General features: G+C 61.6%; 19 protein-coding genes, 1 tRNA gene and 2 pseudogenes. 9 read left to right on the plus strand and 13 right to left on the minus strand.

Annotation, left to right across the window (positions count from 1 at the left end; genetic code table 11):
* Positions 1-42: 42 nt before the first annotated feature.
* Together ABIB49_RS17420 and ABIB49_RS17425 are read left to right on the plus strand one after the other, a co-directional pair.
* Positions 43-124 (plus strand) — tRNA-Leu (locus ABIB49_RS17420).
* A gap of 87 nt (positions 125-211) precedes the next feature.
* Positions 212-1,342 carry a tyrosine-type recombinase/integrase gene (locus ABIB49_RS17425; RefSeq protein ID WP_354157488.1) on the plus strand — a complete coding sequence of 377 codons (1,131 nt, stop codon included), beginning with the start codon at positions 212-214 and terminating at the stop codon, positions 1,340-1,342.
* A 20-nt stretch (positions 1,343-1,362) separates the two neighbouring features.
* Here ABIB49_RS17425 and ABIB49_RS17430 read toward each other — a convergent pair whose 3' ends face one another.
* Positions 1,363-1,608 carry a hypothetical protein gene (locus ABIB49_RS17430; protein WP_283480685.1) on the minus strand — a complete coding sequence of 82 codons (246 nt, stop codon included), beginning with the start codon at positions 1,606-1,608 and terminating at the stop codon, positions 1,363-1,365.
* A 78-nt stretch (positions 1,609-1,686) separates the two neighbouring features.
* Entirely contained in the window at positions 1,687-1,926 is a 240-nt protein-coding gene (locus ABIB49_RS17435) for a winged helix-turn-helix domain-containing protein (RefSeq protein WP_283480687.1), read from the minus strand.
* Between the two features lie 247 nt (positions 1,927-2,173).
* On the opposite strand from ABIB49_RS17435, the gene ABIB49_RS17440 reads away from it, so the two are divergent.
* The gene (locus ABIB49_RS17440; RefSeq protein ID WP_283480688.1) at positions 2,174-2,671 is read left to right on the plus strand and encodes a hypothetical protein; all 498 of its coding nucleotides are present in this window, start codon (positions 2,174-2,176) and stop codon (positions 2,669-2,671) included.
* Here ABIB49_RS17440 and ABIB49_RS17445 read toward each other — a convergent pair.
* A complete protein-coding gene (locus ABIB49_RS17445) occupies positions 2,625-2,948 on the minus strand; it encodes an ArsR/SmtB family transcription factor (protein WP_283480689.1) in 324 nt (107 codons plus the stop codon). The genes ABIB49_RS17440 and ABIB49_RS17445 overlap by 47 nt on opposite strands.
* 182 nt (positions 2,949-3,130) lie before the next feature.
* On the opposite strand from ABIB49_RS17445, the gene ABIB49_RS17450 reads away from it, so the two are divergent.
* Genes ABIB49_RS17450 through ABIB49_RS17460 form a run of 3 tightly spaced genes read left to right on the plus strand, consistent with a single transcriptional unit; the run spans position 3,131 to position 5,938 of the window.
* The gene (locus ABIB49_RS17450) at positions 3,131-4,045 is read left to right on the plus strand and encodes an RNA polymerase sigma factor (protein WP_283480690.1); all 915 of its coding nucleotides are present in this window, start codon (positions 3,131-3,133) and stop codon (positions 4,043-4,045) included.
* Positions 4,046-4,097: 52 nt separating this feature from the next.
* Positions 4,098-4,823 (plus strand): hypothetical protein, encoded by a 726-nt coding sequence (locus ABIB49_RS17455; RefSeq protein WP_283480691.1) that lies wholly within the window; start codon positions 4,098-4,100, stop codon positions 4,821-4,823.
* Positions 4,823-5,938, plus strand: coding sequence for a C40 family peptidase (locus tag ABIB49_RS17460; protein ID WP_283480692.1), 1,116 nt, complete (start codon positions 4,823-4,825; stop codon positions 5,936-5,938). Before ABIB49_RS17455 ends, ABIB49_RS17460 begins: the two co-directional genes overlap by 1 nt.
* A gap of 431 nt (positions 5,939-6,369) precedes the next feature.
* Here ABIB49_RS17460 and ABIB49_RS17465 read toward each other — a convergent pair whose 3' ends face one another.
* The 6 genes from ABIB49_RS17465 to ABIB49_RS17490 all read right to left on the minus strand — a co-directional run bounded on the left by ABIB49_RS17465 (position 6,370) and on the right by ABIB49_RS17490 (position 13,587).
* Complete coding sequence (locus tag ABIB49_RS17465; protein WP_349359456.1) at positions 6,370-6,729, minus strand: putative quinol monooxygenase; 360 nt, start codon at positions 6,727-6,729, stop codon at positions 6,370-6,372.
* Positions 6,699-7,262: a glycerol-3-phosphate responsive antiterminator gene (locus ABIB49_RS17470; protein WP_283480695.1), complete on the minus strand. Its 564-nt coding sequence runs from the start codon at positions 7,260-7,262 to the stop codon at positions 6,699-6,701. The genes ABIB49_RS17465 and ABIB49_RS17470 overlap by 31 nt, the downstream gene beginning before the upstream one ends.
* A gap of 87 nt (positions 7,263-7,349) precedes the next feature.
* Positions 7,350-8,873 carry an FAD-binding oxidoreductase gene (locus ABIB49_RS17475; RefSeq protein ID WP_283480696.1) on the minus strand — a complete coding sequence of 508 codons (1,524 nt, stop codon included), beginning with the start codon at positions 8,871-8,873 and terminating at the stop codon, positions 7,350-7,352.
* A gap of 2 nt (positions 8,874-8,875) precedes the next feature.
* Entirely contained in the window at positions 8,876-10,537 is a 1,662-nt protein-coding gene (locus ABIB49_RS17480) for a glycerol-3-phosphate dehydrogenase/oxidase (protein ID WP_283480697.1), read from the minus strand.
* A gap of 93 nt (positions 10,538-10,630) precedes the next feature.
* The gene (locus tag ABIB49_RS17485; protein ID WP_283480698.1) at positions 10,631-12,136 is read right to left on the minus strand and encodes an FGGY family carbohydrate kinase; all 1,506 of its coding nucleotides are present in this window, start codon (positions 12,134-12,136) and stop codon (positions 10,631-10,633) included.
* 17 nt (positions 12,137-12,153) lie between these two features.
* Positions 12,154-13,587, minus strand: coding sequence for an MFS transporter (locus tag ABIB49_RS17490; protein WP_283480699.1), 1,434 nt, complete (start codon positions 13,585-13,587; stop codon positions 12,154-12,156).
* A 929-nt stretch (positions 13,588-14,516) separates the two neighbouring features.
* Between ABIB49_RS17490 and ABIB49_RS17495 the strand changes: the two genes are divergently transcribed.
* A complete protein-coding gene (locus ABIB49_RS17495; protein ID WP_283480700.1) occupies positions 14,517-14,978 on the plus strand; it encodes a hypothetical protein in 462 nt (153 codons plus the stop codon).
* A gap of 113 nt (positions 14,979-15,091) precedes the next feature.
* On the opposite strand, the pseudogene ABIB49_RS17500 reads toward ABIB49_RS17495, so the two are convergent.
* A pseudogene (locus ABIB49_RS17500) lies at positions 15,092-15,541 on the minus strand (IS30 family transposase); the annotation flags it as partial.
* 238 nt (positions 15,542-15,779) lie between these two features.
* Between ABIB49_RS17500 and ABIB49_RS17505 the strand changes: the two are divergent.
* The gene (locus tag ABIB49_RS17505; protein ID WP_226774816.1) at positions 15,780-16,952 is read left to right on the plus strand and encodes an IS110 family RNA-guided transposase; all 1,173 of its coding nucleotides are present in this window, start codon (positions 15,780-15,782) and stop codon (positions 16,950-16,952) included.
* Positions 16,953-16,996: 44 nt separating this feature from the next.
* Here the strand turns inward: ABIB49_RS17505 and ABIB49_RS17510 are convergent.
* The 3 genes and pseudogenes from ABIB49_RS17510 to ABIB49_RS17520 all read right to left on the minus strand — a co-directional run.
* Positions 16,997-17,723: pseudogene (locus tag ABIB49_RS17510) on the minus strand (IS30 family transposase); the annotation flags it as partial.
* Positions 17,724-17,801: 78 nt separating this feature from the next.
* Complete coding sequence (locus ABIB49_RS17515) at positions 17,802-18,110, minus strand: GNAT family N-acetyltransferase (RefSeq protein WP_226775194.1); 309 nt, start codon at positions 18,108-18,110, stop codon at positions 17,802-17,804.
* Complete coding sequence (locus tag ABIB49_RS17520) at positions 18,064-18,306, minus strand: hypothetical protein (protein WP_226775193.1); 243 nt, start codon at positions 18,304-18,306, stop codon at positions 18,064-18,066. The genes ABIB49_RS17515 and ABIB49_RS17520 overlap by 47 nt, the downstream gene beginning before the upstream one ends.
* A 198-nt stretch (positions 18,307-18,504) precedes the next feature.
* Here ABIB49_RS17520 and ABIB49_RS17525 point away from each other — a divergent pair, with 198 nt between their 5' ends.
* Positions 18,505-18,678, plus strand: a complete 174-nt coding sequence (locus ABIB49_RS17525; RefSeq protein ID WP_354157489.1) for a hypothetical protein — start codon at positions 18,505-18,507, stop codon at positions 18,676-18,678.
* The last annotated feature ends 149 nt before the right edge of the window (positions 18,679-18,827 follow it).

An 18,827-nucleotide genomic window follows, 5' to 3' on the forward strand; every position in this document is an offset into this window, starting at 1 on the left:
CACAGCACTGTGTCTCTGCGATTATTTCCTGGTGTACTCCGCGCCCGAGTGGCGGAATTGGCAGACGCGCCGCACTCAAAATGCGGTATCGAAAGGTGTGTGGGTTCGAGTCCCACCTCGGGCACAGTGTTTCCGCAGGTCAGTGGCTTTTAGAGGTGCTGAGTGTGGACAAAAGTACTTAAAGTGTGGACAGCGGCGTAGCATTTTTCTTATGGCCAGCATTAGAAAACGCACGAAAAAGGACGGTACGACGTCCTTTATGGTCTGCTGGCGGGACCCGGCCAACCGCCAGGAACAAGGCATCACGCTGCCCACGGAATCCGAAGCGATCACCCTGAAGCGCCTCCTTGACGCCAACAACCAATCCTTTGAGATCGCCCAGCATGCGATGCTCGCGAACCAGACCAAAGCACCCACCGTCGCCGCCGTGATCCAAGAGCACATCGACCTTCTGGTCCGGCCCTCCGTTGGCACAGTGCACACGTATCAGACCATGCTGAAGCTGCACATCGCGGACGCGATCGGGCACATACCCGTGGACAAGCTCGACTACCGGCATTTGACCTACTGGATGAAGACGATGCAGACCAAAGGCCGCTCGGCGAAAACCATCAAGAACAACCATGGCCTGATCTTCTCGGCGATGGAGACAGCGGTCCGTCTCGGCTACCGGAAAGATAATCCGTGCCGGGGCGTCCAGTTGCCATCTGGCGAAAAGGCAGAGGATGAGACCAGGTTCCTGACGCACGCTGAGTTCGGGCTGATCCTGGAATGCATGGGGGAGCGCTACAAGGCCTTCACGGAGTTCCTCGTCATGACCGGTACCCGTTTTGGCGAGGCCACGGCTGTGACGGTTGCGGATGTGGACCTGATGTCCAGGCCGGCAACCATGCGGATCAATAAGGCTTGGAAACGCGGGTCCGAGTCCGAGTACTACATTGGTGCCACGAAGACGGGGGCCGGGAAGAGGACGGTTTCTTTGAATCCTCATTTGGTGGAAGTCCTGATTCCGCTGGTGGCCAGCCGGCCAGGCGCGGATCTTCTGTTCACCACACCCAAGGGTGAGCGCATTGTCCACAAGCTGTACTGGCACCATTACTGGACTACTGCTGTGAAGGCGGCCCAAGCGCGTGGATTGAAGAAGTCGCCTCGGATCCACGACCTGCGCCACACCCATGCGTCCTGGCTGATCCAGGACGGCGTCTCGCTTTTCACCGTCTCCCGCCGTCTGGGGCACGCATCCACGCGAACCACCGAGGAGGTGTATGGCCACTTGATGCCGCAGGCGCTCCAGGATGCCGCCGACGCCGTCGAGCGTTCCGCGGTTGTGTGGCGCGGATAGCGTCTCGGTGGATGTTTTACCTAAGAGTACTTCTGGCGAGCCTGTGCCCGCGTCCCGATCATGCGAACGGACTGCGGCGCAGGTCCACTGGTTCGGACTTCACGTAGCTCTGCAATCTCCCGGAGATGAACCGACGTGAAGACTATCTTCCCCTTGCCCCAGACGGCGTGCGGGAACTCACCCTTGGCAGCTCCGTCCCTAAGCCAGGCCTCTGAACATTTGAGGACGGTGGCAGCCTCGGCTGGTTCGAAGAATTCAAGTTTCATGCCCCTGTCCGATCCCTTCGTGGATATGCGGCGAGGACCGCTGGCGCGAGTCCTGTCCCCGTCCATGTACGCCGGAAATCACGGCGGCATGACGGTGACCTGGAAACTCGCTTCGAAGGCCGCGGCGTGGAGCTGCACCTGCTCGGCTGAGGCACTGAACTGAGCCGATGAGCGCTGTACCAGCCCGGCATCGGTGAGCAAGCCGAGTTGCCTGCGAATGGCCGAGGGCGAGGCGCCGATTCCCATGCCGATCTGGCCGCAGGTTGAGGGCCCGTTCCTGAGTAGGAACCGGATAATTCGGCTTCGTGTTCGGTTCATCAAAATGCTCGACATGGGGACCACAACCCGGGGAATGGTGAAGGACTGCTGCTGTAGACGGGTCTACAGCAGCAGGCTACTCCGGTTGAGGTCATGTTGGATAGACCAGAGTGAGCAAATGAATCCTCAACTGGTTGAAGCGGTTGATTGCCGCGCCGGACGACTCAGGCAATACTGGGGCGAAAGGGAGTCGTAGCGCCTGACCGGGTTGCCGGCCCCGCATCAGATCGAGGGGTGGGCAGTACGGATGGACGAGGCAGGCCGCGGTGACATGTTGTCTCCCCAGGCCCAGCTGGCTCGTCGTCTGAATCTGTTGCTCGACGTCGTGGTTGCCGAACGTGGGAAGCCCGTAACGTTTCGCGAGGTCCAGGCCGAACTCGAGGCCAGGGGCATCAAATTGTCCCGCGCGCGCTGGTTCTACATGAAAGAGGGGACTGGTCGTCTGGTCAGCGATTCGGCGCTATTGGCCGAGCTGTGCAACATCTTTAACGTTGACCCGTCGTACCTGATCGGCGACAGCGCCGACTTGCCCGAGCGGATCGATTCGCAACTCGAGTTTGTGAAGTCGCTCCGCGCGGCCAGGGTGAAGACCTTTGCGGCGCGGACGCTGGGTGATGTTTCTCCGGAGACGCTAAGGGCTATCTCTGAATACCTCAACAAGGACATTGATCGCCATCCTGGGGCGGAAGAGGCAGCCGCTAATCCTCCAGAAGATACTGAAGATGAGCCGCCAGCAACTCCTTGATCCGTGCAGGGTTGGCTGAATACCGCGGCGAGCGGCCATGCCGCCGGCCCGGCTCAAGGTCCACCGCGATAGCGCCGGTCTCCTCAAGTGCAAGCAGGTGCTTGGCTACGCTCGGCTCGCCGGCGCTCACTGCTGCCACGATGTCACCGCGGGTCGCCGGACCGTGCGCGGAAAGGTAGCGGAGGATCTCGTTCCGTGATCTGTTGCCAAATGTCGCGACAGCGGCCTCGACGTCGTTCGACCAGGCTTCGTCGCGAGGCTGCGTGATCCTGGGCATGGAACCATTCTCACCGAACGATCCCCGAAAAGTAAGACCCGCAGTCTTGACGATACTTTAATTATCTTTGAGAATAGTTTGTATAGCTTTCCTGTCGTAGTGGTCGGCCTTGGCTTTCGCTGCCACTCTTAGGGCGCCGGTCGTGCCGGTGCCGGACTTATTGGAATCGTTTAGTCGAAGCGGTGAAGACCATGCGAGTCGAAGCCAGGTTGAATCAGGCCCCACAAGATCAGCCAAGTGTAGGAAGTATCGACATCTCCCTGCGCGGTGCGCCGGAGTCCGCCGCGGTTGCCATTCCGGTAGATCAAATCATGATCGCCGTCGACGGCGTTCAGCGGTACGTGGTTTCGCATCTCTCGCGGATCGGCCGGGCCTGCGATGTGGACGACGTTATGCAGGACATCCGGGTCGCGGTGTGGGATGGGGTGACCCGGGGGCATTACCGCCAGCTCCCCGGTATTCCCTTTGGTGCGTGGGTTCAGGGCGTGTGCGCGAACGTGTGCGCCGCGCACACCCGTCGGGAGCTGAGCCATCAGACACTCCCGCTGATCATGGAACCAGGGAATGCCGACGGGCCGGCGGCATTTGCTCCTCTGGTGTTGCTGGGCATGGACCGGGGTGGAGGTCAAAGTGCCGAGCAGATTATTGACCAACAATGGGCGCGAATGGTCATTGAGTTGACCCGGGCCAGCGTGCCGCCAGGAGTTTGGGATCTTGCCGTGGACAGTCTCACCGGGCGGCGACACTATGGTCCGCCGTCGCCACAGGACCGCCGGCGCTGGCACGCGGTGACCGTGGTTCGCCAGACGGCGAAAACTGTTCGAAATGCCCTGGACGTTGAGCAGGCGGCCATTAGCAATATCGGAGACGTATGCCAGCGCGCAGCAGAGTGCCTGCCCACGCCGGTACTCCGCAGAACAGCTGAAAGTATCGTTCGCCCCGGACTACGAGGACCCGAACGGAAGAGGGCGCTGGAAGCTTTGGCGGCCCAGTTGGGAGTCACCGAACGCTATCTGGCTGTCCAGATCGGCTTCGCACGCCGGCTGTATCAAACCGCATGGAGGATTCTCCAGGCCGGGACGCGGACTGCCTACTGAGTCATGTTGTGGACCTGTCCTCTCGCCATGAACAGGCGAGAAGGAGGCCCGAATGTACGTCTTTCCGAAAAACGCGCTACCCGGCCCAAGCAGCCGGCGTCGATGGTGGATCGTCGCAATCGCCCTCTTGGTTGTGGTCACGGCGCTCATCGCTCTCACGCGGCCGTCGCGCACGCCCGCAGAGGCTCCGGTTGCAGGGCCGTCGACGACGCCGATCCCTCAGAGCCCGGCGAACGCTTCCCCCGGGACGAAGGCACAAACTCCCACGGTGGCTCCCGACGTTGTGATTGCCGATCCGGAGGGCGCACCCCTGACTGCTGACTTCCGCCAGCTCGCCGCCGCGGCGGCGACGGCGATCTACACCTGGGACACGCGAACGTCTTCCTACTCGGAGGTCTACTCACGGCTCCGCGGCTGGTGGGACGTGCTGCCGGACGGGTCCAATCCCTTGGCAGTGTTGGTGCAGGAGTTCGAAGCGACCGGGGTCAACGCGGGAAGCTATGCGACTTTGGCTGATCAGCAGGCGCACCGTTCGGCCGCGGTCGAATCCCTGCACTGCGACAGCGAGCTGGCCAGGGTTCGGGAGCGGCCGGCGCCATGGGAGGGACTGCATGTGTGCACAGTCTCGGTCGACGTCCTGGATCAATCAATTTCTGTTCGCAATACCTACACGGCACCTGTCAGCGTCATGGTGAACTGCCCGCCGGCTGTTACGGCCCCGACGGATCATTGCGTCATGGTCGGTTTTTACGCCACACCGAGCAGGATCGTCTATTGATGCCGGCCGCCATCGTGTTTGCTGGGCTGGTCAAGCGCCGGGCCATTTTGCGGCTTTCGCTGGCCGCGGCCTCAATCTTGATCTTGGTGGGTTCCATTGCGTTTAGCGCAGCCGTGGCGGTGCTCGGCGCGAGCGCGGCCGACACCCCGCCCGTCTGCTCGCAGAGTGGCACTGCTGGCCAGCCCGGCGCCATCGAAACTGGCGCCTTGAGAATCCGCGTGAGCAGCCTGGCCCCGGTCAGTGTGACCGCCAGGCAAATGACCGTCGCGGCGGACTACGTTTCGATCGGCCAGCAATTGGGGGTCCCCCGGGACGGCCAGATCATCGCAATCATGATGGCTCTGCAGGAATCCAGCCTCAGAGTCCTCGCCAACGTGAACGTACCAGCCTCGCTCCAGTACCCGCATGACGGCCTCGGCAGCGACCACGATTCCCTCGGCACCGCCCAACAGCGCCCGGCGGCCGGCTGGGGGACCGTTGAACAGTTGATGGATCCCAAGTACAACGTGCGAGCCTTTTACGGCGGACCTGCCGGCCCCAACCATGGCAGCCCACCCGGGCTATTAGATATTCGCGGTTGGCAATCCATGAACAAAGGCGAAGCTGCGCAAGCCGTCCAGGTGTCGGCGTTCCCGGAGTTGTACGCGCGGTGGGAGGCTGACGCGACGGCCATCGTTGAGGCGCTCGACGGCGGGATAACACCGGCCAGGTGCTCCGATGCGCTGCATTCCCCGACGGACCCGGTTGTTCCCACAAATTTGAGCGAAATCCGCAAAGACATCCTGCGGTTTACCCAGGAAGGAGTCGGCGGTGCCTACGTGTGGGGCGGGACGGCTTTCAAAGCCTGGGACTGTTCCGGTTACGTCCAGTGGATCTACAGCCAGGCCGGGGTCAATCTGCCGCGAGTGGATCAATGGAGGGCCGGTACTCGGACCGACAATCCGCAGCCGGGGGACCTGGTGGTCCAGAACGCACAAGGGCCAGCCGATTGGGGACACGTTGGCATTTATGCGGGGGACGGCATGATGTACAGTGCGCTAAATCCCGCAGTTGGCACGCTACTGCATCCAATAGCTTGGAATACAGATACGGCCTATTTCGATCTTTTGAGGTGATGTGAAGTTACTTCGAACATGTAATCCCGCTCCCGCGGGCCGGGCAAGAGCGGAATGAAACGGAGTGGTGGAAGATCCCGGGTTGCGGCCACGTCTACGGGGCGTCCTCTGATTGATTTTGGCAGGCCTCCTTCAACGAAGGCGCCGGGGCAAGCACTCCCTCCTCCGAACCCGCGCGGACTATGTCGCCGTGAACCGCCGCCAGGCAAAGCTGCTGCTGCTCCTGATAGCGTTTGCGAATCAGCCCGTCGATCACCTCTTCCACCGATGGCGTCATCCGGCCGTCCGGATCGGCCAGGAATCAGATCCGTGACTCGACCGGTGCCGCGGCTAAACGAGTCGATCACCACGTGAACCTGCCCACCGGCCTTATCTTTCCCGGATCGGGAGCGCACCGAGAACTTCCGGAGTCCTGGGGAAACTGCGGCCGTTCAATCGTCGAGGGGGCCCTCGTAGCTCTCAATCTGCCGGCTTTCGAGTCTGGGGATGATCTGTCCGAGGCCGATGGCCTTGAAGTGGTCCTGAGCGCGATGTGCGGCGAAGCCATCTGCGTCACGGTAGCGTTCGAGGATGACGAAGTGCGCCTTGTCTTGGACCCCCTGAAAGTACTCGTAGGAAATGTTGGCCGCCTCCGTTCGGCTGGCCGTGGAAAGTTCGTGGAGCAGTCCTGAAACTGTTTCCACTTCTTCTGGCTTAGCGCGATAGTGGGCAATTACCTGTAGGTATCTCTTGGCCATGGTCCTCTTTCTGAGTGGACTGGTTAGCTTGGCTGATGGCCGGCTTGATCCCATAGTTCATTGGCGCTGGTGGAGACGCCTTTGGCGCCTGCCCTCAGCGCCGTGGCTACGTCTGACTCGGTACGGATGAAACCGGCGGCGATGAAGGGCGAAAGGCTGCGCTTCTCGCCCTCTGTCAGGTGGGCGATCACGGGCCAGGGCATCACCTGCACGAGATGGGGTCTACTCTGTTCCAGCGCGGCTGCGCTGCGGGGAAGATTGGATCGATCCGTCACGAAGACTTTTTGCATGGTCACCATGTTCAGGCTGTTGGCGCGCTGGATCATGGCTGTCTTGGTGCTGACAACGCCCTGGATGCCTATCTTTTTCAGGTATTCCACCGCACCCCGGTCCTGGCCTAGCCCGGAACAGGCATCCATGTTGACGAAGGTGAATTTTCCCACTCGGTCTAATTGATGAAGCAGACCCTCCAGCTCATGCAGTGACACGTGGGCCAGGATGCAGAGCTGGCAGCCGGAGTCTAGGAACCCGGCCACAGATCCCGCGCCGAAGACTGAGGCGATCACCGGATTTCTGGTGAGTTTCATGTCCAGATCATGAGGAAAATCAATCATTTTAGAGAACTCGTGTCGTCGTCAAGGGATAGTGGATAGCGGGGCTGCCGTAGTGGAGAACTACAGTCCCATCTTGCCCGGGTTAAGTAGATTCTTGGGATCAAGCGCAGCCTTGATTGTGCGGAGTACATCAAATCCGTTACCCAAAGACTCTGCCATGTACGGCGCACGCAGGAGTCCAACGCCATGGTGGTGGCTGAGGGTGGCCCCGTGCCGGAGTATAACCTCGTTGGCCGCATCCCAGGCAGCCCGGTACCATCGCGCTCTCTCGTCTACAGCCACATCTCCGCGCAACGAGAAGTAAAGGCAAGCGCCGTCCAGGTAAGCATGCGACTGGTGAGCGGAACCAGCCAAGGTACCGGGTACGGCGTTAATTGCCGCGACCACCTCGTCATAGATGGCAGGCAAGTCTTTCCAGGCTCCGATCATTTCCAAAGTGTCCGCCACGAGACCGGGGCTGGGCGTGAACCCTTCAGCGCTCTTGCCTGTCAGGTATCGCGTGTCCAGCCATCTTTCGAAGATGGCGTCGCCGTCAAGCTTCACAGCACTAGCCGCGCATACTCCTTCGCTGATGGTTAGCCCTGCCTCCACTATCTCCTTCGGGCCCTCATCGGCGACGAGCAGAACGTTGGTTTTCGGCAGACCAAACTGCAGGCCGCTTTCAAGCTCGTCATACAGGCGCAGAGCCGCGGGGGTGGCACCCTGCTGCATGATCTGCCGGCAGGCTTTGAGGCCTTCCGCAAAAGTAGCGAACCCGTAGGCGATGGCGCGGCCGTGGTCCGGTAGTCGGTGCAATTTGAAGCGGACCTTCGTAATGACCCCGAGGGTGCCCTCGGAACCAATAAAGAGTTGGAGAAGGTCGGGGCCGACCGCGGCACGGGTGCCGTTGCCGACGGTCACGAGGTCGCCGTTGGCCAGAACGACATCTAGCCCATGGACCATGTCCTCGATCTTGCCGTAGCGGGTCGAGAGCTGGCCGGCGCCTCGGCACGCCACCCAGCCGCCCACTGTACTGATGGCATAGGAGGAGGGCCAGTGCCCAAGTGTCATGCCGTAGTCGGCCTGGATTCGCTCCTCGAAGATGTCACCAAAAACGCCAGCTTCCACTTCCACGAGCTGGCTTTCCTCGTCGTATGAGGTGAACTTATCAAGGCCGCAGACGTCCAGCACGATACCCCCGCTGATGGGAAGCGCAGATCCCGTGACGTTGCTGCGCCCGGCTGAGACGGTGACCGGGATGTTCGCCGCGTGGGCGACCCGCATTACCTGCTGCACCTGTTCCGTGCTGGAGATATGCACAATTACGGCGCCGGGCGTGACCGGCCGTCCTCCGGTCTCGGAGATCATGGTCCCGGCCCACCAGTCGCGGGTACCGTCCCGAACGAGCGTGGGATCGACGACCACTCGGTCCGCCAGGGCCTCCAGCCGTCTGATAGTTTCCGCCGGGACGGTTACAGGGTTGGCGGAGAAGGTCGGCTCGCCGGAGACGGCTCCAAGGCTCCGAGCGAACCGGGGCTGGGTGGGTGCACCGACGGTGTAGTTGCCCCGGTTGTAGCCGCGTTTTACTGCTTCCTTGCTAATCATTTCTACTTAACTCCCATCAGGATGGCGCGTTCGTGCGCAGTTTGGTTTCGATACGTGGCCACTTGACGCTCAATTTCGGTTGCCGACAGATCAAGTTCTTTCATCAGCAATTCGCCCACACGGGCGGCGGCGGCGGAGGAGGCGTCCCTGGCCATGATGCGGGACCGGGTCCGTCGCGACAGAATGTCATCGACGCTGCGGGCCATCTCGTGCCGGGCGGAATACACGACTTCGGCCTCAAGATAAGGCAGGCCTTCGACAATTGGAGTGTTCAGCGATGGGTCCTCCGCCAGAATGTCCGTGACGAAGCGTGCTTCCGTGCCGTAGCGCTCTCCCAAATGGGAGGCCAAGCCGCCAGAGGCGGTGATCGCCTCGGCATCGTACCCGGCCGCCCCCAGCAGGTGTGCGTTCTTGGTCCGGCAGCGACGATGCTTACCCAGGACCTTTTGGGCAGCGTCCACGGTTTGTTCCGCCATGTGACGGGAGGTGGTCAGTTTGCCGCCGACCACCGTGACGAGCCCGTCCGGGTCAGTGCGGATCTCGTGATTACGTTTGACCTCGATAGTTTTGCCGCCCGGGGGAGCGACCAGGGGTCTGCAGCCTCCGATGCTGCCCAGGACGTCCTCCGCTTCGATGTCGATGTTCAGGGCGGTGCGCGCGCCGTCGAGCAGGAAGTCCATTTCCTCGCGGGTGCAGTTCACATCATCGAGGTCGCCGTCGTAATCCTCGTCCGTGGTGCCGAGGTAGGCGGTATCCCCCCAACGAGTGATGGTGGCTCGACGGTTGCGTCCGGGAACTGGGATGGTGACCGTGCAGTCGTTGCGGATTTTGGTCCAGGGGACGGCTATGTGTACACCCTTGGCGGGACGGATGCTTGGCGCGTCGGCGCCGCGGCCGGCGCCGGTCCAGTCACGAAGCCACACCCCGGTGGCAACGACGACGACGCCTGCCTCGGCACGGATTTCCCGGCCACCGACTTCGACGATGACGCCGCTGACCTTGTCTCCGTTCCGAGTCACCTCGCTGACCTTGGCGCCGTTGAGAACGGTGGCGCCGTGGAAAGCTGCAGTTCGGGCGAGGGCTAAGGTGAGCCGGGCGTCGTCGGCCCGTGCATCGTAGTACATGAGACCCGACTCCAGATGCTCCGCCTTGAAGGTGGGGCAATGGGAGAGAACCTCGTTCTTGGTCAGCTTCTGGTGGAGCACACCTTCGCGCCACCCGCCGGCCAGGTCGTACGTCCACAGCAGGCTTTCGAATCCGGCCGCCAGACGGCGGTCAAGGACCCCGTTCTGGGAGAGGATCGGAAAGAGGAAGGGCAGGCGCTGGACCAGGTGCTGGGCGTTTTTGCGGAGGCGCTGACGCTCCAACAATGAGTGGCGAACAAGGGGCAGGTTACCTTGTTCGATATAGCGCAGACCCCCATGGATCATCTTGGAGGACTTGGAAGAGGTCCCGGAGGCGAAGTCGTCTTTCTCCAGCAGGGCCACTCGGTACCCGCGTTGGGCCGCGTCCATCGCGGTGTAGGCGCCGGTGACGCCGCCGCCAACTACGATGATGTCAAAGCGTCCGCCGTCAAGGCTGTCTATTTGTTCGGCCCGTTCCATTCTCAGCGGCGTGTCGGAGACCATGTGGGCGCGTTCCGCCCGGGGCTTGCGTGAAGGCATGGAAATCATTATTCGTGTCTCTCTAGGTGCGCCAGGTGATCCGTGCGATCGCTCGGCGGTGCGGTCTGTGAAGCGGATTGAGGCTGTGGTCGCCTAGTTCCGCACCATTTCAAGTTCGGCGGAAATGCGGGCGGCCCACTCGGCGCGACGATCCATCCTGCGGTCCTCGGAGAGGCGGGGGTGAAAGATCTCGCCTTGGCCCAGCACTGAGACGGCCCCGGGCAGCGAGTCCCACAGCAGACCGTCGGCGCCCGCCATGAAAGCGGCTCCGCGCAGGCTTGCCGCCTCCGACCCTGGCAGGCGGCGCATCGGGATCCCTGTCAGGTCGGCCTGCATCTGAATGAGCGGGTCGCTGCCGGACATGCCCCCGCCGACAACGATCTCACTGACTTCTATCCCTGCGACTTCCGCGTTGGCTTCCGTGCTGCTGGCTACGGATTGAGCGATGCCTTCCAGTACGGCATAGGCCACTTCGGCCCTGGTGCTCGACAGCGAAAACCCGGTCAGAGAAGCGCGTGCCTTGGGCTCCACGACGGGCGTCCTGATTCCGGTCAAGGCAGGAACAAACATGATGCCGCCGGAGCCATCCACAGTGCCGGCAAGCTCGCTGACCTTCTTGGCGGAGCTGAACCAGCCCAGCGTTTCGCAGACCCAATCGAGCGCAGATCCGGTGGTGGCCGTGAAGGTTTCCACCGCATACACAGTCCGATGCTGCCGGCGCCAGCCCGTTAAGGTCAGAGTCCCGGGGTACAGGCCAGGCTTTTGGGGCGGGATGTCTCCGGTGACGAGGTCAACGAAGCTGCCGGTACCGTGAACGCACATTGCCTGGCCAGAGTTGATGCATCCGAGTCCGACGGTGCCGGCATGTTGGTCCCCCATGGCGGCCAATATCGGCACCGAGATGCCGAGCTTCGCCGCATCGGTGTGGCCCAGCGCGTCAACGTCCTGTCGAAGTTCCGGTAGCAGATCCAGTGGGAAGCCCAGCGCCTGAATCCACGCCGTTTCGTAGGCATGTTCGGCCAGCACGTAGGCGCCCGCCGATGTGACGTTGGTGGCCGTCGCCAAGTAGCTGTGCTCGATGGTGATGTTCCATAGGAGCCAGGTTTCGACCGTTCCGAAGCCAAGCCGCCCTTCCCTGTGGGCCGCGGCCACCTCCGGGGTTTCCCGGAGGTGGTGCGCGGCCCAAAGGTACGGTGAGCGCACGCCTGTGGGCCGCCCCACCGCAGCCACGAGCCGTTCGTTCCAGAGGCTACCCAGCGCGGCGAGCTCTTCGGCATAGCGGCTGTCCTGCCAGACCATGGCGGGCACCAGCGCGCGGCCGCTGCGCCTGTCCCACAGCACCGCCGTCGAGCGCTGGGTGGCTATGGCTACAGCCTGGATCTGGACGCCCGCCTTTTCGGCGCGGGCGACCACGGCGCGGCAGGCATCCAGGGTCTTCGCCAGGATTTCATTTGCGTCCTGCTCCACAACACCTGCCCGTGGGCTGGAAACGGTGAGGTGGCGGTACTCGAGGGAGTGCACGCCCCCGTCGGCCGTGACCCATGCCGCACGTGTGCCCGTTGTTCCTTCATCTATTGCCAGGATGGCCGGAATGGTCATGAGCTCGCTCCCTCGGGTTAGGGCGTGGGGACCGCGACGCGGGCGACGTCGCTCTTGAATTGCGGGGCGTCCAGCTCTTCGTCGGGGCTCAGGAGAGCCCGGGTCGGATCCCACTTAATTACGGAGCAGACGATGCAGGCGGTCAGCGGAACGGCAGAGAGAATCAAGAAGGTCGGGCCTAGGCCCAAGCCCTCCTTCAACAGGGGAAAAACCAACAGGCCCAGGGCGGCGCCCATGCTTCCAATCGCCCCAATGACGCCGTTGGCGCCAGCACGCAGCTCGCTGCGGAAGGAGAGCGTCGACAGACTCTTGCCGTTGGCCCCGGGCCCTCCGGAATGGAACAGGATGAACAGTGAGGGCACGAGGAAGGCGAGGTATATCGGCATGCTCTGATAGAACAGGCCCATGATCACCAGCATGACAAACACTGCGCCGAACCCGAGGGCTGAGGCTTTGCGGAGGCCAAAGTATTTCCCGATTTTCGGTGAGAGGAAGCCTCCCACGATGCCGAAGAGGTTGAAGACCAGGGCGCCGAGTGTTGCCACGACGAAATCCTGCCCGAACAGTGTCAAGCTGATGATTGGCAGGTACCAGCCGACTGCGAAGTACTGGATGGATTGGGCCATCTGGACCGTTCCGGCCAGAATGGTGCGCTGTCGATAGCTGCCTCTGAAGATCAATGCGACGTTCGCTATGCCGCGGGTGGCCTGGTTCAGGATGGGTGTGCGGTCCTCTTCCGCAGCGGCCGTGAAGGGATGGCCGTAGATCTTTGTCATGGACGCGGCGGCGCGTTCCAGAAGCCCTTTACGGGCCGCCCACGTGGGGCTTTCCACTAGGTAGCGAAACTGGGCGACAAACATGATTAGGGCCACGACTCCCGCGGAACCTACTGCGTAGCGCCAGATGGAGGCCCCGGTGCCCATGTTGTAGAAGAGGATCGCGAGCAGCAGGTTGGAGCAGACTGCCGTGTACCAGATCCCCTGCCAGGTGTTAAGGCGGCTTCTGAACTTAGCCGGAGTGAATTCGGCCAGCAGAGCCATGGCGATAGCGAAGTCGATTCCGTAGGCGGCGCCGACGAAGAACCGGCCCGCCAGTACCATCTCAAAGCTGGGGGCAAACGCGGCCAGACCGGCACCAACGAGCGCCAGAACCTTGGCAAAAATGAGCGGTGGGATGCGGCCCCATCTGTCTGCCATCCAGCCGCCGATCGGATTGAACGCAATCGCCACCCAGGACGCCAGTGATGTGAGGACAGCCACTTGGGTGGCGCTCAACTGAAGGTCCTTTGTCATCGGTCCAAGTCCAGCGCTCAATGCCGAGTTGGAAAATGCGTCGAGAAACAAGCCTCCAAGAGCCAGCCACCAGATCAATCCGGCGCGGCCGGAGATCTTGGGGCGTTCATCGATATAGGAAACAACGTCCTGCACGCCGCGAAGTACAAAATTACTCAATTGGCCGACCTCTCTGTCGGGAAACCCTTATGTTAGAGGCCGTTTCTGGGTACAAAAAAAGGGCAGATTAGAACCTCCAACAGGAGGTCTCCAATTCTTACCCTGACTCCGGTGACTCTAGTCACATTCGAGGATGAATGCAATACCGCGATTGCTCATGAGCTGCTGGTCGAGCAAGTGATGGCCACCATTTGCAGGTATGCGACGCCGTTGCGTCGTCTCGGGCCGATTAGATAGTCGCGCATGTTTACCTCCAGGGCGCCGTGTCCTTGGGATTCTTCCGCCGCGAGCCAGCGTGAGGGCTGCCAGGTCGGGGCCGTAGATGAGTCCCATGGGCCAACGGTACGCACCCTACGGGTGAGGCCAAGGGCCAAATCTAATGACAGCGGAAGGATTCCAGCGCGCGGAGCAGGGGAGCGGGGCCGCCTTTCAGGCGGTCGACGGGGCGGGTCCCGGCAAGTTCCCCGGAGGGGGCGACCATCCAGAGGGTGAAGTAGATGCTTCTATGTCTTGTCAAGCGGTAGGAGTCAGGTAGTTGCAGTTGACCCCCGTTCAGCGTGCATGCTTACCGTGCGGGGTAAACGTGCATTCCCGTATTGATGCGGATCCGGTTGCCGCTGTGATTTTCCGAAGTCGTCTGCACAAAATTTCCAAAGCCGTCTGCACAGCCACTGCATGTCCGTAAGGGGATCCTCTACAGGGCGGCTGTGGCTAGAGGTCGTCGTCGCTGCCCAGGCTCGCGTCCGCTAGGCAGAAGCTGACCGTCTGACCTCAAGCTCCAACTGGCTGCTCGTCCCAGCATCACACCGGAAGAGATGTTCCAACAGACAACCTGTTACCAATTTCGTTTCAGTAAGAGTCGAGTTGATGCCCGGTTTCCGCCACAGCTTTAGGCTAAGGCAACACAACAATTCTGATTGGGGACAGAAATGAAGAACGCACTTTCCTTCGGCGCTTTGAGCGTCATTGCTCTCTCCTTGGCCTCCTGCGCCGCGGCAGCCCAAGAATCTCCCACTGTCAGCGTCTCTCCTTCGGTGAAGCAGGAGTTGCCAACCGAGTTACTTCTCAGTGATGGCGGCAAAAAGGCCGTGGTTCATTCTGGCCCGTCGTCCGCTCCGAGAGAAAAAGCACAGCTCACCGGACGCCTCGGCAATGACGGAGCTGGTTGCTTTATCGTCCGCGCCGAAGACGGTGATGACTACACATTGGTTTTTCCAGAAGGCACAAAATTCGATGGTGAGTCGCTGGTTCTTCCCGATAGTTCGCCTCTGTCCGAGGGTGTGTCGGTTTCCCTGAACGGTGCCCGTGTCCCTGCAAACGAAAGCCTCAGCATGTGCTTGAACTACGCCCGACTCCTATCCGTGGAAGAGGCCTCGATCGTCCCCTCCTAGCCCCTCGACGTGCCGGAGCAGACGGGCGGGCCGACCCCCTCATTGCACAGTCATGCTGAAGCTGAGAAGGACGAGTGAGAGATGTCCGGTGAGGGATCGGCGGATTCAGGCGGTCATTGCAACAGGAGGTTTTCGATCAGTTCGATCGGTTTCTTGAACTCTAGTCTTTTGCGCGGTCGGTCGTTGAGTTCCTGGGCAACCCAGTCGAGGTCTGCGGGGCTGTGGATGCTCAGGTCGGTGCCCTTGGGGAAATATTGGCGCAGCAGGCCGTTGGTGTTTTCGTTGATGCCGCGCTGCCAGGGCGAGTGTGGGTCGCAGAAGTAGATGTCGAGGCCGGTGTCGATCTTCGCGGTTTTCCAGTCCTGCATCTCGATGCCTTGGTCCCAGGTCAGGGAATGCCGCAGCGACTCGGGGAGTGTCTTGATTTTCGCGGTCAGTGCATCACGCATCTGCTCGGCCTTGTACCCGTCCGGCAGGTGTACGAGCATCGTGTAATTAGTGGTCCGCTCGACCAGCGTTCCAATCGCGGACTGATTCCCTTTGCCGATGATGAGATCGCCCTCCTTACGATTTTGTTGTGGGTGATTTCGGAGCTGTCGTAGTGTTTGGATCACCCTCGGGTGGCGGGTATGGCCCAGATCTCCCTGCCGCTTGGACGGCTCACTGGGAATGGCCGCCCGCTGCCCGCCGATGACTCGACCGCTGATTGAGACTTACGACATTGATCGTTGGGTAAGGACGTGCCGGCGTGGTTATCGACAGGGACCAACAAATTGGAGCTGATCGAAGGGACCGAAAGACATGCCGGACGTGTGGGCAGGAATCGACTCGGGCAAGAGCGCCCATCATTGCGTTGTGATCGATCAGTCCGGGACGGTGCTGCTGTCGAGACGGGTTGAGAATGACGAAACCGCGCTGCTCGAGCTCATCGCCGCGGTCGCGGAGAGCGCGGCCGGTGGTGAGATCTGCTGGGCTACGGATCTAAACGCCGGCGGCGCAGCGCTCCTGATAGAGCTGCTGGCAGCACACGCTCAGCACCTGCTCTATATCCCTGGGCGGATCGTGCATCACGCCGCAGCGACGTATCGTGGGGATGGAAAGACCGACGCGAAAGATGCCAGGATCATCGCGGATCAGGCACGCATGCGCACCGACCTGCAACCCGTTCGCAGTGCGGACCAGATCAGTGTGGACCTGCGGATGCTCACTGCCCGCCGCACCGATTTGGTCTGTGACCGTGTCCGGGCGATCAACCGGCTCCGGGCCACCTTGTTGGAATACTTCCCCGCACTCGAGCGGGCCTTCGACTACTCCAAGAAGGCTCCTCTGACCCTTCTGAGCGGCTACCAGACCCCTGAGGGTATCCGCCGGATGGGACTGGCCCGACTCGCCGGATGGCTCAGGAAACGCGGCTGTCGGAATAGCGCCAAGATGGCTGAAAAAGCCGTAGCCGCCGCGAATGCCCAGTCCACCGTCCTGCGAGCCCAGTCCATGGGCTCGGCCCTCGTGGTCCGGCTGGCCGAGCAGATCCACGCAACCGATGTAGAGATCGCCGATGTTGATGCCCAGATCACGGATCTCTTCGGGCAGCACGACAGCGCCGATGTTTTGCTGAGTATGCCAGGATTCGGACCTGTACTCGCCGCAACCTTTCTCGCGAACATCGGCGGCAACCTGGACGGATTCGACTCTGTAGACCGGCTCGCCAGCGTCGCCGGCCTGGCTCCGGTCCCACGTGATTCGGGACGGATCAGCGGAAACTTGCACCGGCCGCGCCGCTTCAACCGCAGACTCCTCCGAACCTGTTACCTCGCCGCGCTCTCAAGCCTGAAAAACAGCCCCGCCTCCAGAACCTACTACGACCGGAAACGCGACGAGGGAAAGTCCCACAAACAGGCGCTCATCGCACTCGCCCGACGCCGCATCAACGTCATCTGGGCCATGCTCCGCGACCACACCGAATACCGTGAGTGAGACGGCCCCCACCATTTGCGTCCAGGCTGCTTGACAACAGCATTGAGATTCCCAATGCCCGGGCACGGCCCGGTCCTGAATTTCGGGGGGACGTTCGGAAATGTTGATCATTCCGGGGATCCGGTTCTTCCGCTGGCCGGCCTTGCGGCAGGGCTGCATGACCGCCCGCCCGGTGCGCAGGCACGCGGTCAGATCGCGCTTCAGCGCCCCGCGGGACTGGAGGTAAAGGGACTGGTAGATCGTCTCGGGTGACACCCTCATCTCCGGCTCATCGGGGAACTCAACCCGGAGTCGTCCTGCGATCTGCTCGGGTGAGTACTTCTTTTTCAGGTCATCTTCCACCTTCGCACGCAGCACGGTGTTCGTGTGCAGTTTCGCTGGTTTCGGACGCGAGGCCCGCTCATAGGCCAGTGCGTGCGCTGAGGTCCCCCGGTAGGGCATTCCTGCCACCGAGTTGCGCCGCAACTCCCTGGAAACCGTGGAGGCCGCTCTGCCGACCACGGCTCCGATCTGCCGCAGAGATTGTCCCTGGGCGCGCAGTATTGCGATCTCCTCGCGCTGGGCGAAGGTCAGGCAACGGCCCTTCAGATCACGGCCCCGCCGGGGCCTGACACCACCGGCCTCGGCCAAGACCCTACGCCCGGTACGCCGGCTCGTATTGATCGGAACCACGGCATCGGTGATGAAATCACCCGCCTGCATCCCGGCCCAAAAAACCTGCAAGAGATCAGGCCTCAAATGAATTGAATACCCCGCCATAACAACACCCATCCGCTAAGTGCTGCAATCACCGCGAGAACCCAAGGGTGGTTCAGCGGGACGCACTCCCACTCTTGGGGTGCGCAGCAGTCAGGACAGATTTCCAAACTTGTGGAGCAGCGTATCCGAACCGCCGTTACATCCGACTTTGGAGAAGCCCATCCGCTCGTAGAGTAACCTTGCTCGATTCCCGTCCTCGACGCTGAGGCTGACGGCCGGTACACCGTGCGACCGTCCGACCTCGATAGGGCCTGCCATGAGAGCCGTACCGGCTCCGTTCCCACGGTAGTCCGGCAGAACGCCAATGGTGAGTTCCGGGATATCCTCCGCTACAAAGCCGTATCCGGCATTGTCAGGGGTGAAGTTCCGACACCATGCTCCCGATGGGAGTACCGTCATCTGTCTCGGCTACGACGCCGAAGTCACCGACCTGGGGCCAACCGGCAAGGTAGCGCGACAGACTGGGGTTAGTCTTGAACCCTTCTTGCGTGAAGCGGGCGGTTCCGTTCCCGTTCATAGCCTGGAAGGCCGCTGCAGCCAGGATCGATTTGTCGTCGACCGTCGCCGCCCGGACCCTGATTGCTCCTTTTGTCATGACCGCTACCCTAACGGACGGTTCGTGGCGGCATTCTGTGATCGCCCGGTGTCGCACCAGCGCCCGCAAGCCGATCCCTTTATGAGGTTGCAACATGCAAGGAATAGCGCTTGTCGGTGTCGGTCGAAAACGCCGAACCCCATTGCTGAGAGTCACAATCAAAGACAGGGCTAAAACAGCCGCTGGTACCGTTCAACGATGGGGACCAAGAACAGAGTTGTCAGATCCATCATCGTTTTCGTCGCAGGCTTTGTGCCTTGGGCGCTCCTGTGGGAGTCCATCGGAGCCGTACAGGCCTTCCTCACAGGGGTCGTCGTCGCGGCGGCGGCGGGCTTTGCCTTGAGCCGCTCTGCACGGCAGACTCACCGGTGAGTTTCTGTGACGGGCCCAAATTGGGTTTGCCGGGGCGGGCAACCGCGCGCCCGATTGTGGATCGGTTTCCGGACAATGGTCTGACTCACCGCAGTGCTAAGAATCATGTGAGCGAATGTGGAACGACCGGTTACTCTCCTACACTTCCA

Origin of the sequence: Arthrobacter sp. UYCu512 (genome assembly GCF_040547075.1) — a bacterium.
In the GTDB taxonomy this organism is placed as follows: Bacteria; Actinomycetota; Actinomycetes; order Actinomycetales; family Micrococcaceae; genus Arthrobacter.

Bases quoted from the DNA above. Each gene is read 5' to 3' on its own strand.
- ABIB49_RS17425 (WP_354157488.1), top strand. From the start codon at position 212: ATGGCCAGCATTAGAAAACGCACGAAAAAGGACGGTACGACGTCCTTT.
- ABIB49_RS17430 (WP_283480685.1), bottom strand. From the start codon at position 1,608: ATGAAACTTGAATTCTTCGAACCAGCCGAGGCTGCCACCGTCCTCAAA.
- ABIB49_RS17435 (WP_283480687.1), bottom strand. From the start codon at position 1,926: ATGAACCGAACACGAAGCCGAATTATCCGGTTCCTACTCAGGAACGGG.
- ABIB49_RS17440 (WP_283480688.1), top strand. From the start codon at position 2,174: ATGGACGAGGCAGGCCGCGGTGACATGTTGTCTCCCCAGGCCCAGCTG.
- ABIB49_RS17445 (WP_283480689.1), bottom strand. From the start codon at position 2,948: ATGCCCAGGATCACGCAGCCTCGCGACGAAGCCTGGTCGAACGACGTC.
- ABIB49_RS17455 (WP_283480691.1), top strand. From the start codon at position 4,098: ATGTACGTCTTTCCGAAAAACGCGCTACCCGGCCCAAGCAGCCGGCGT.
- ABIB49_RS17460 (WP_283480692.1), top strand. From the start codon at position 4,823: ATGCCGGCCGCCATCGTGTTTGCTGGGCTGGTCAAGCGCCGGGCCATT.
- ABIB49_RS17465 (WP_349359456.1), bottom strand. From the start codon at position 6,729: ATGGGATCAAGCCGGCCATCAGCCAAGCTAACCAGTCCACTCAGAAAG.
- ABIB49_RS17470 (WP_283480695.1), bottom strand. From the start codon at position 7,262: ATGAAACTCACCAGAAATCCGGTGATCGCCTCAGTCTTCGGCGCGGGA.
- ABIB49_RS17475 (WP_283480696.1), bottom strand. From the start codon at position 8,873: ATGATTAGCAAGGAAGCAGTAAAACGCGGCTACAACCGGGGCAACTAC.
- ABIB49_RS17480 (WP_283480697.1), bottom strand. From the start codon at position 10,537: ATGCCTTCACGCAAGCCCCGGGCGGAACGCGCCCACATGGTCTCCGAC.
- ABIB49_RS17485 (WP_283480698.1), bottom strand. From the start codon at position 12,136: ATGACCATTCCGGCCATCCTGGCAATAGATGAAGGAACAACGGGCACA.
- ABIB49_RS17495 (WP_283480700.1), top strand. From the start codon at position 14,517: ATGAAGAACGCACTTTCCTTCGGCGCTTTGAGCGTCATTGCTCTCTCC.
- ABIB49_RS17505 (WP_226774816.1), top strand. From the start codon at position 15,780: ATGCCGGACGTGTGGGCAGGAATCGACTCGGGCAAGAGCGCCCATCAT.
- ABIB49_RS17515 (WP_226775194.1), bottom strand. From the start codon at position 18,110: ATGACGGTACTCCCATCGGGAGCATGGTGTCGGAACTTCACCCCTGAC.
- ABIB49_RS17520 (WP_226775193.1), bottom strand. From the start codon at position 18,306: ATGACAAAAGGAGCAATCAGGGTCCGGGCGGCGACGGTCGACGACAAA.
- ABIB49_RS17525 (WP_354157489.1), top strand. From the start codon at position 18,505: ATGGGGACCAAGAACAGAGTTGTCAGATCCATCATCGTTTTCGTCGCA.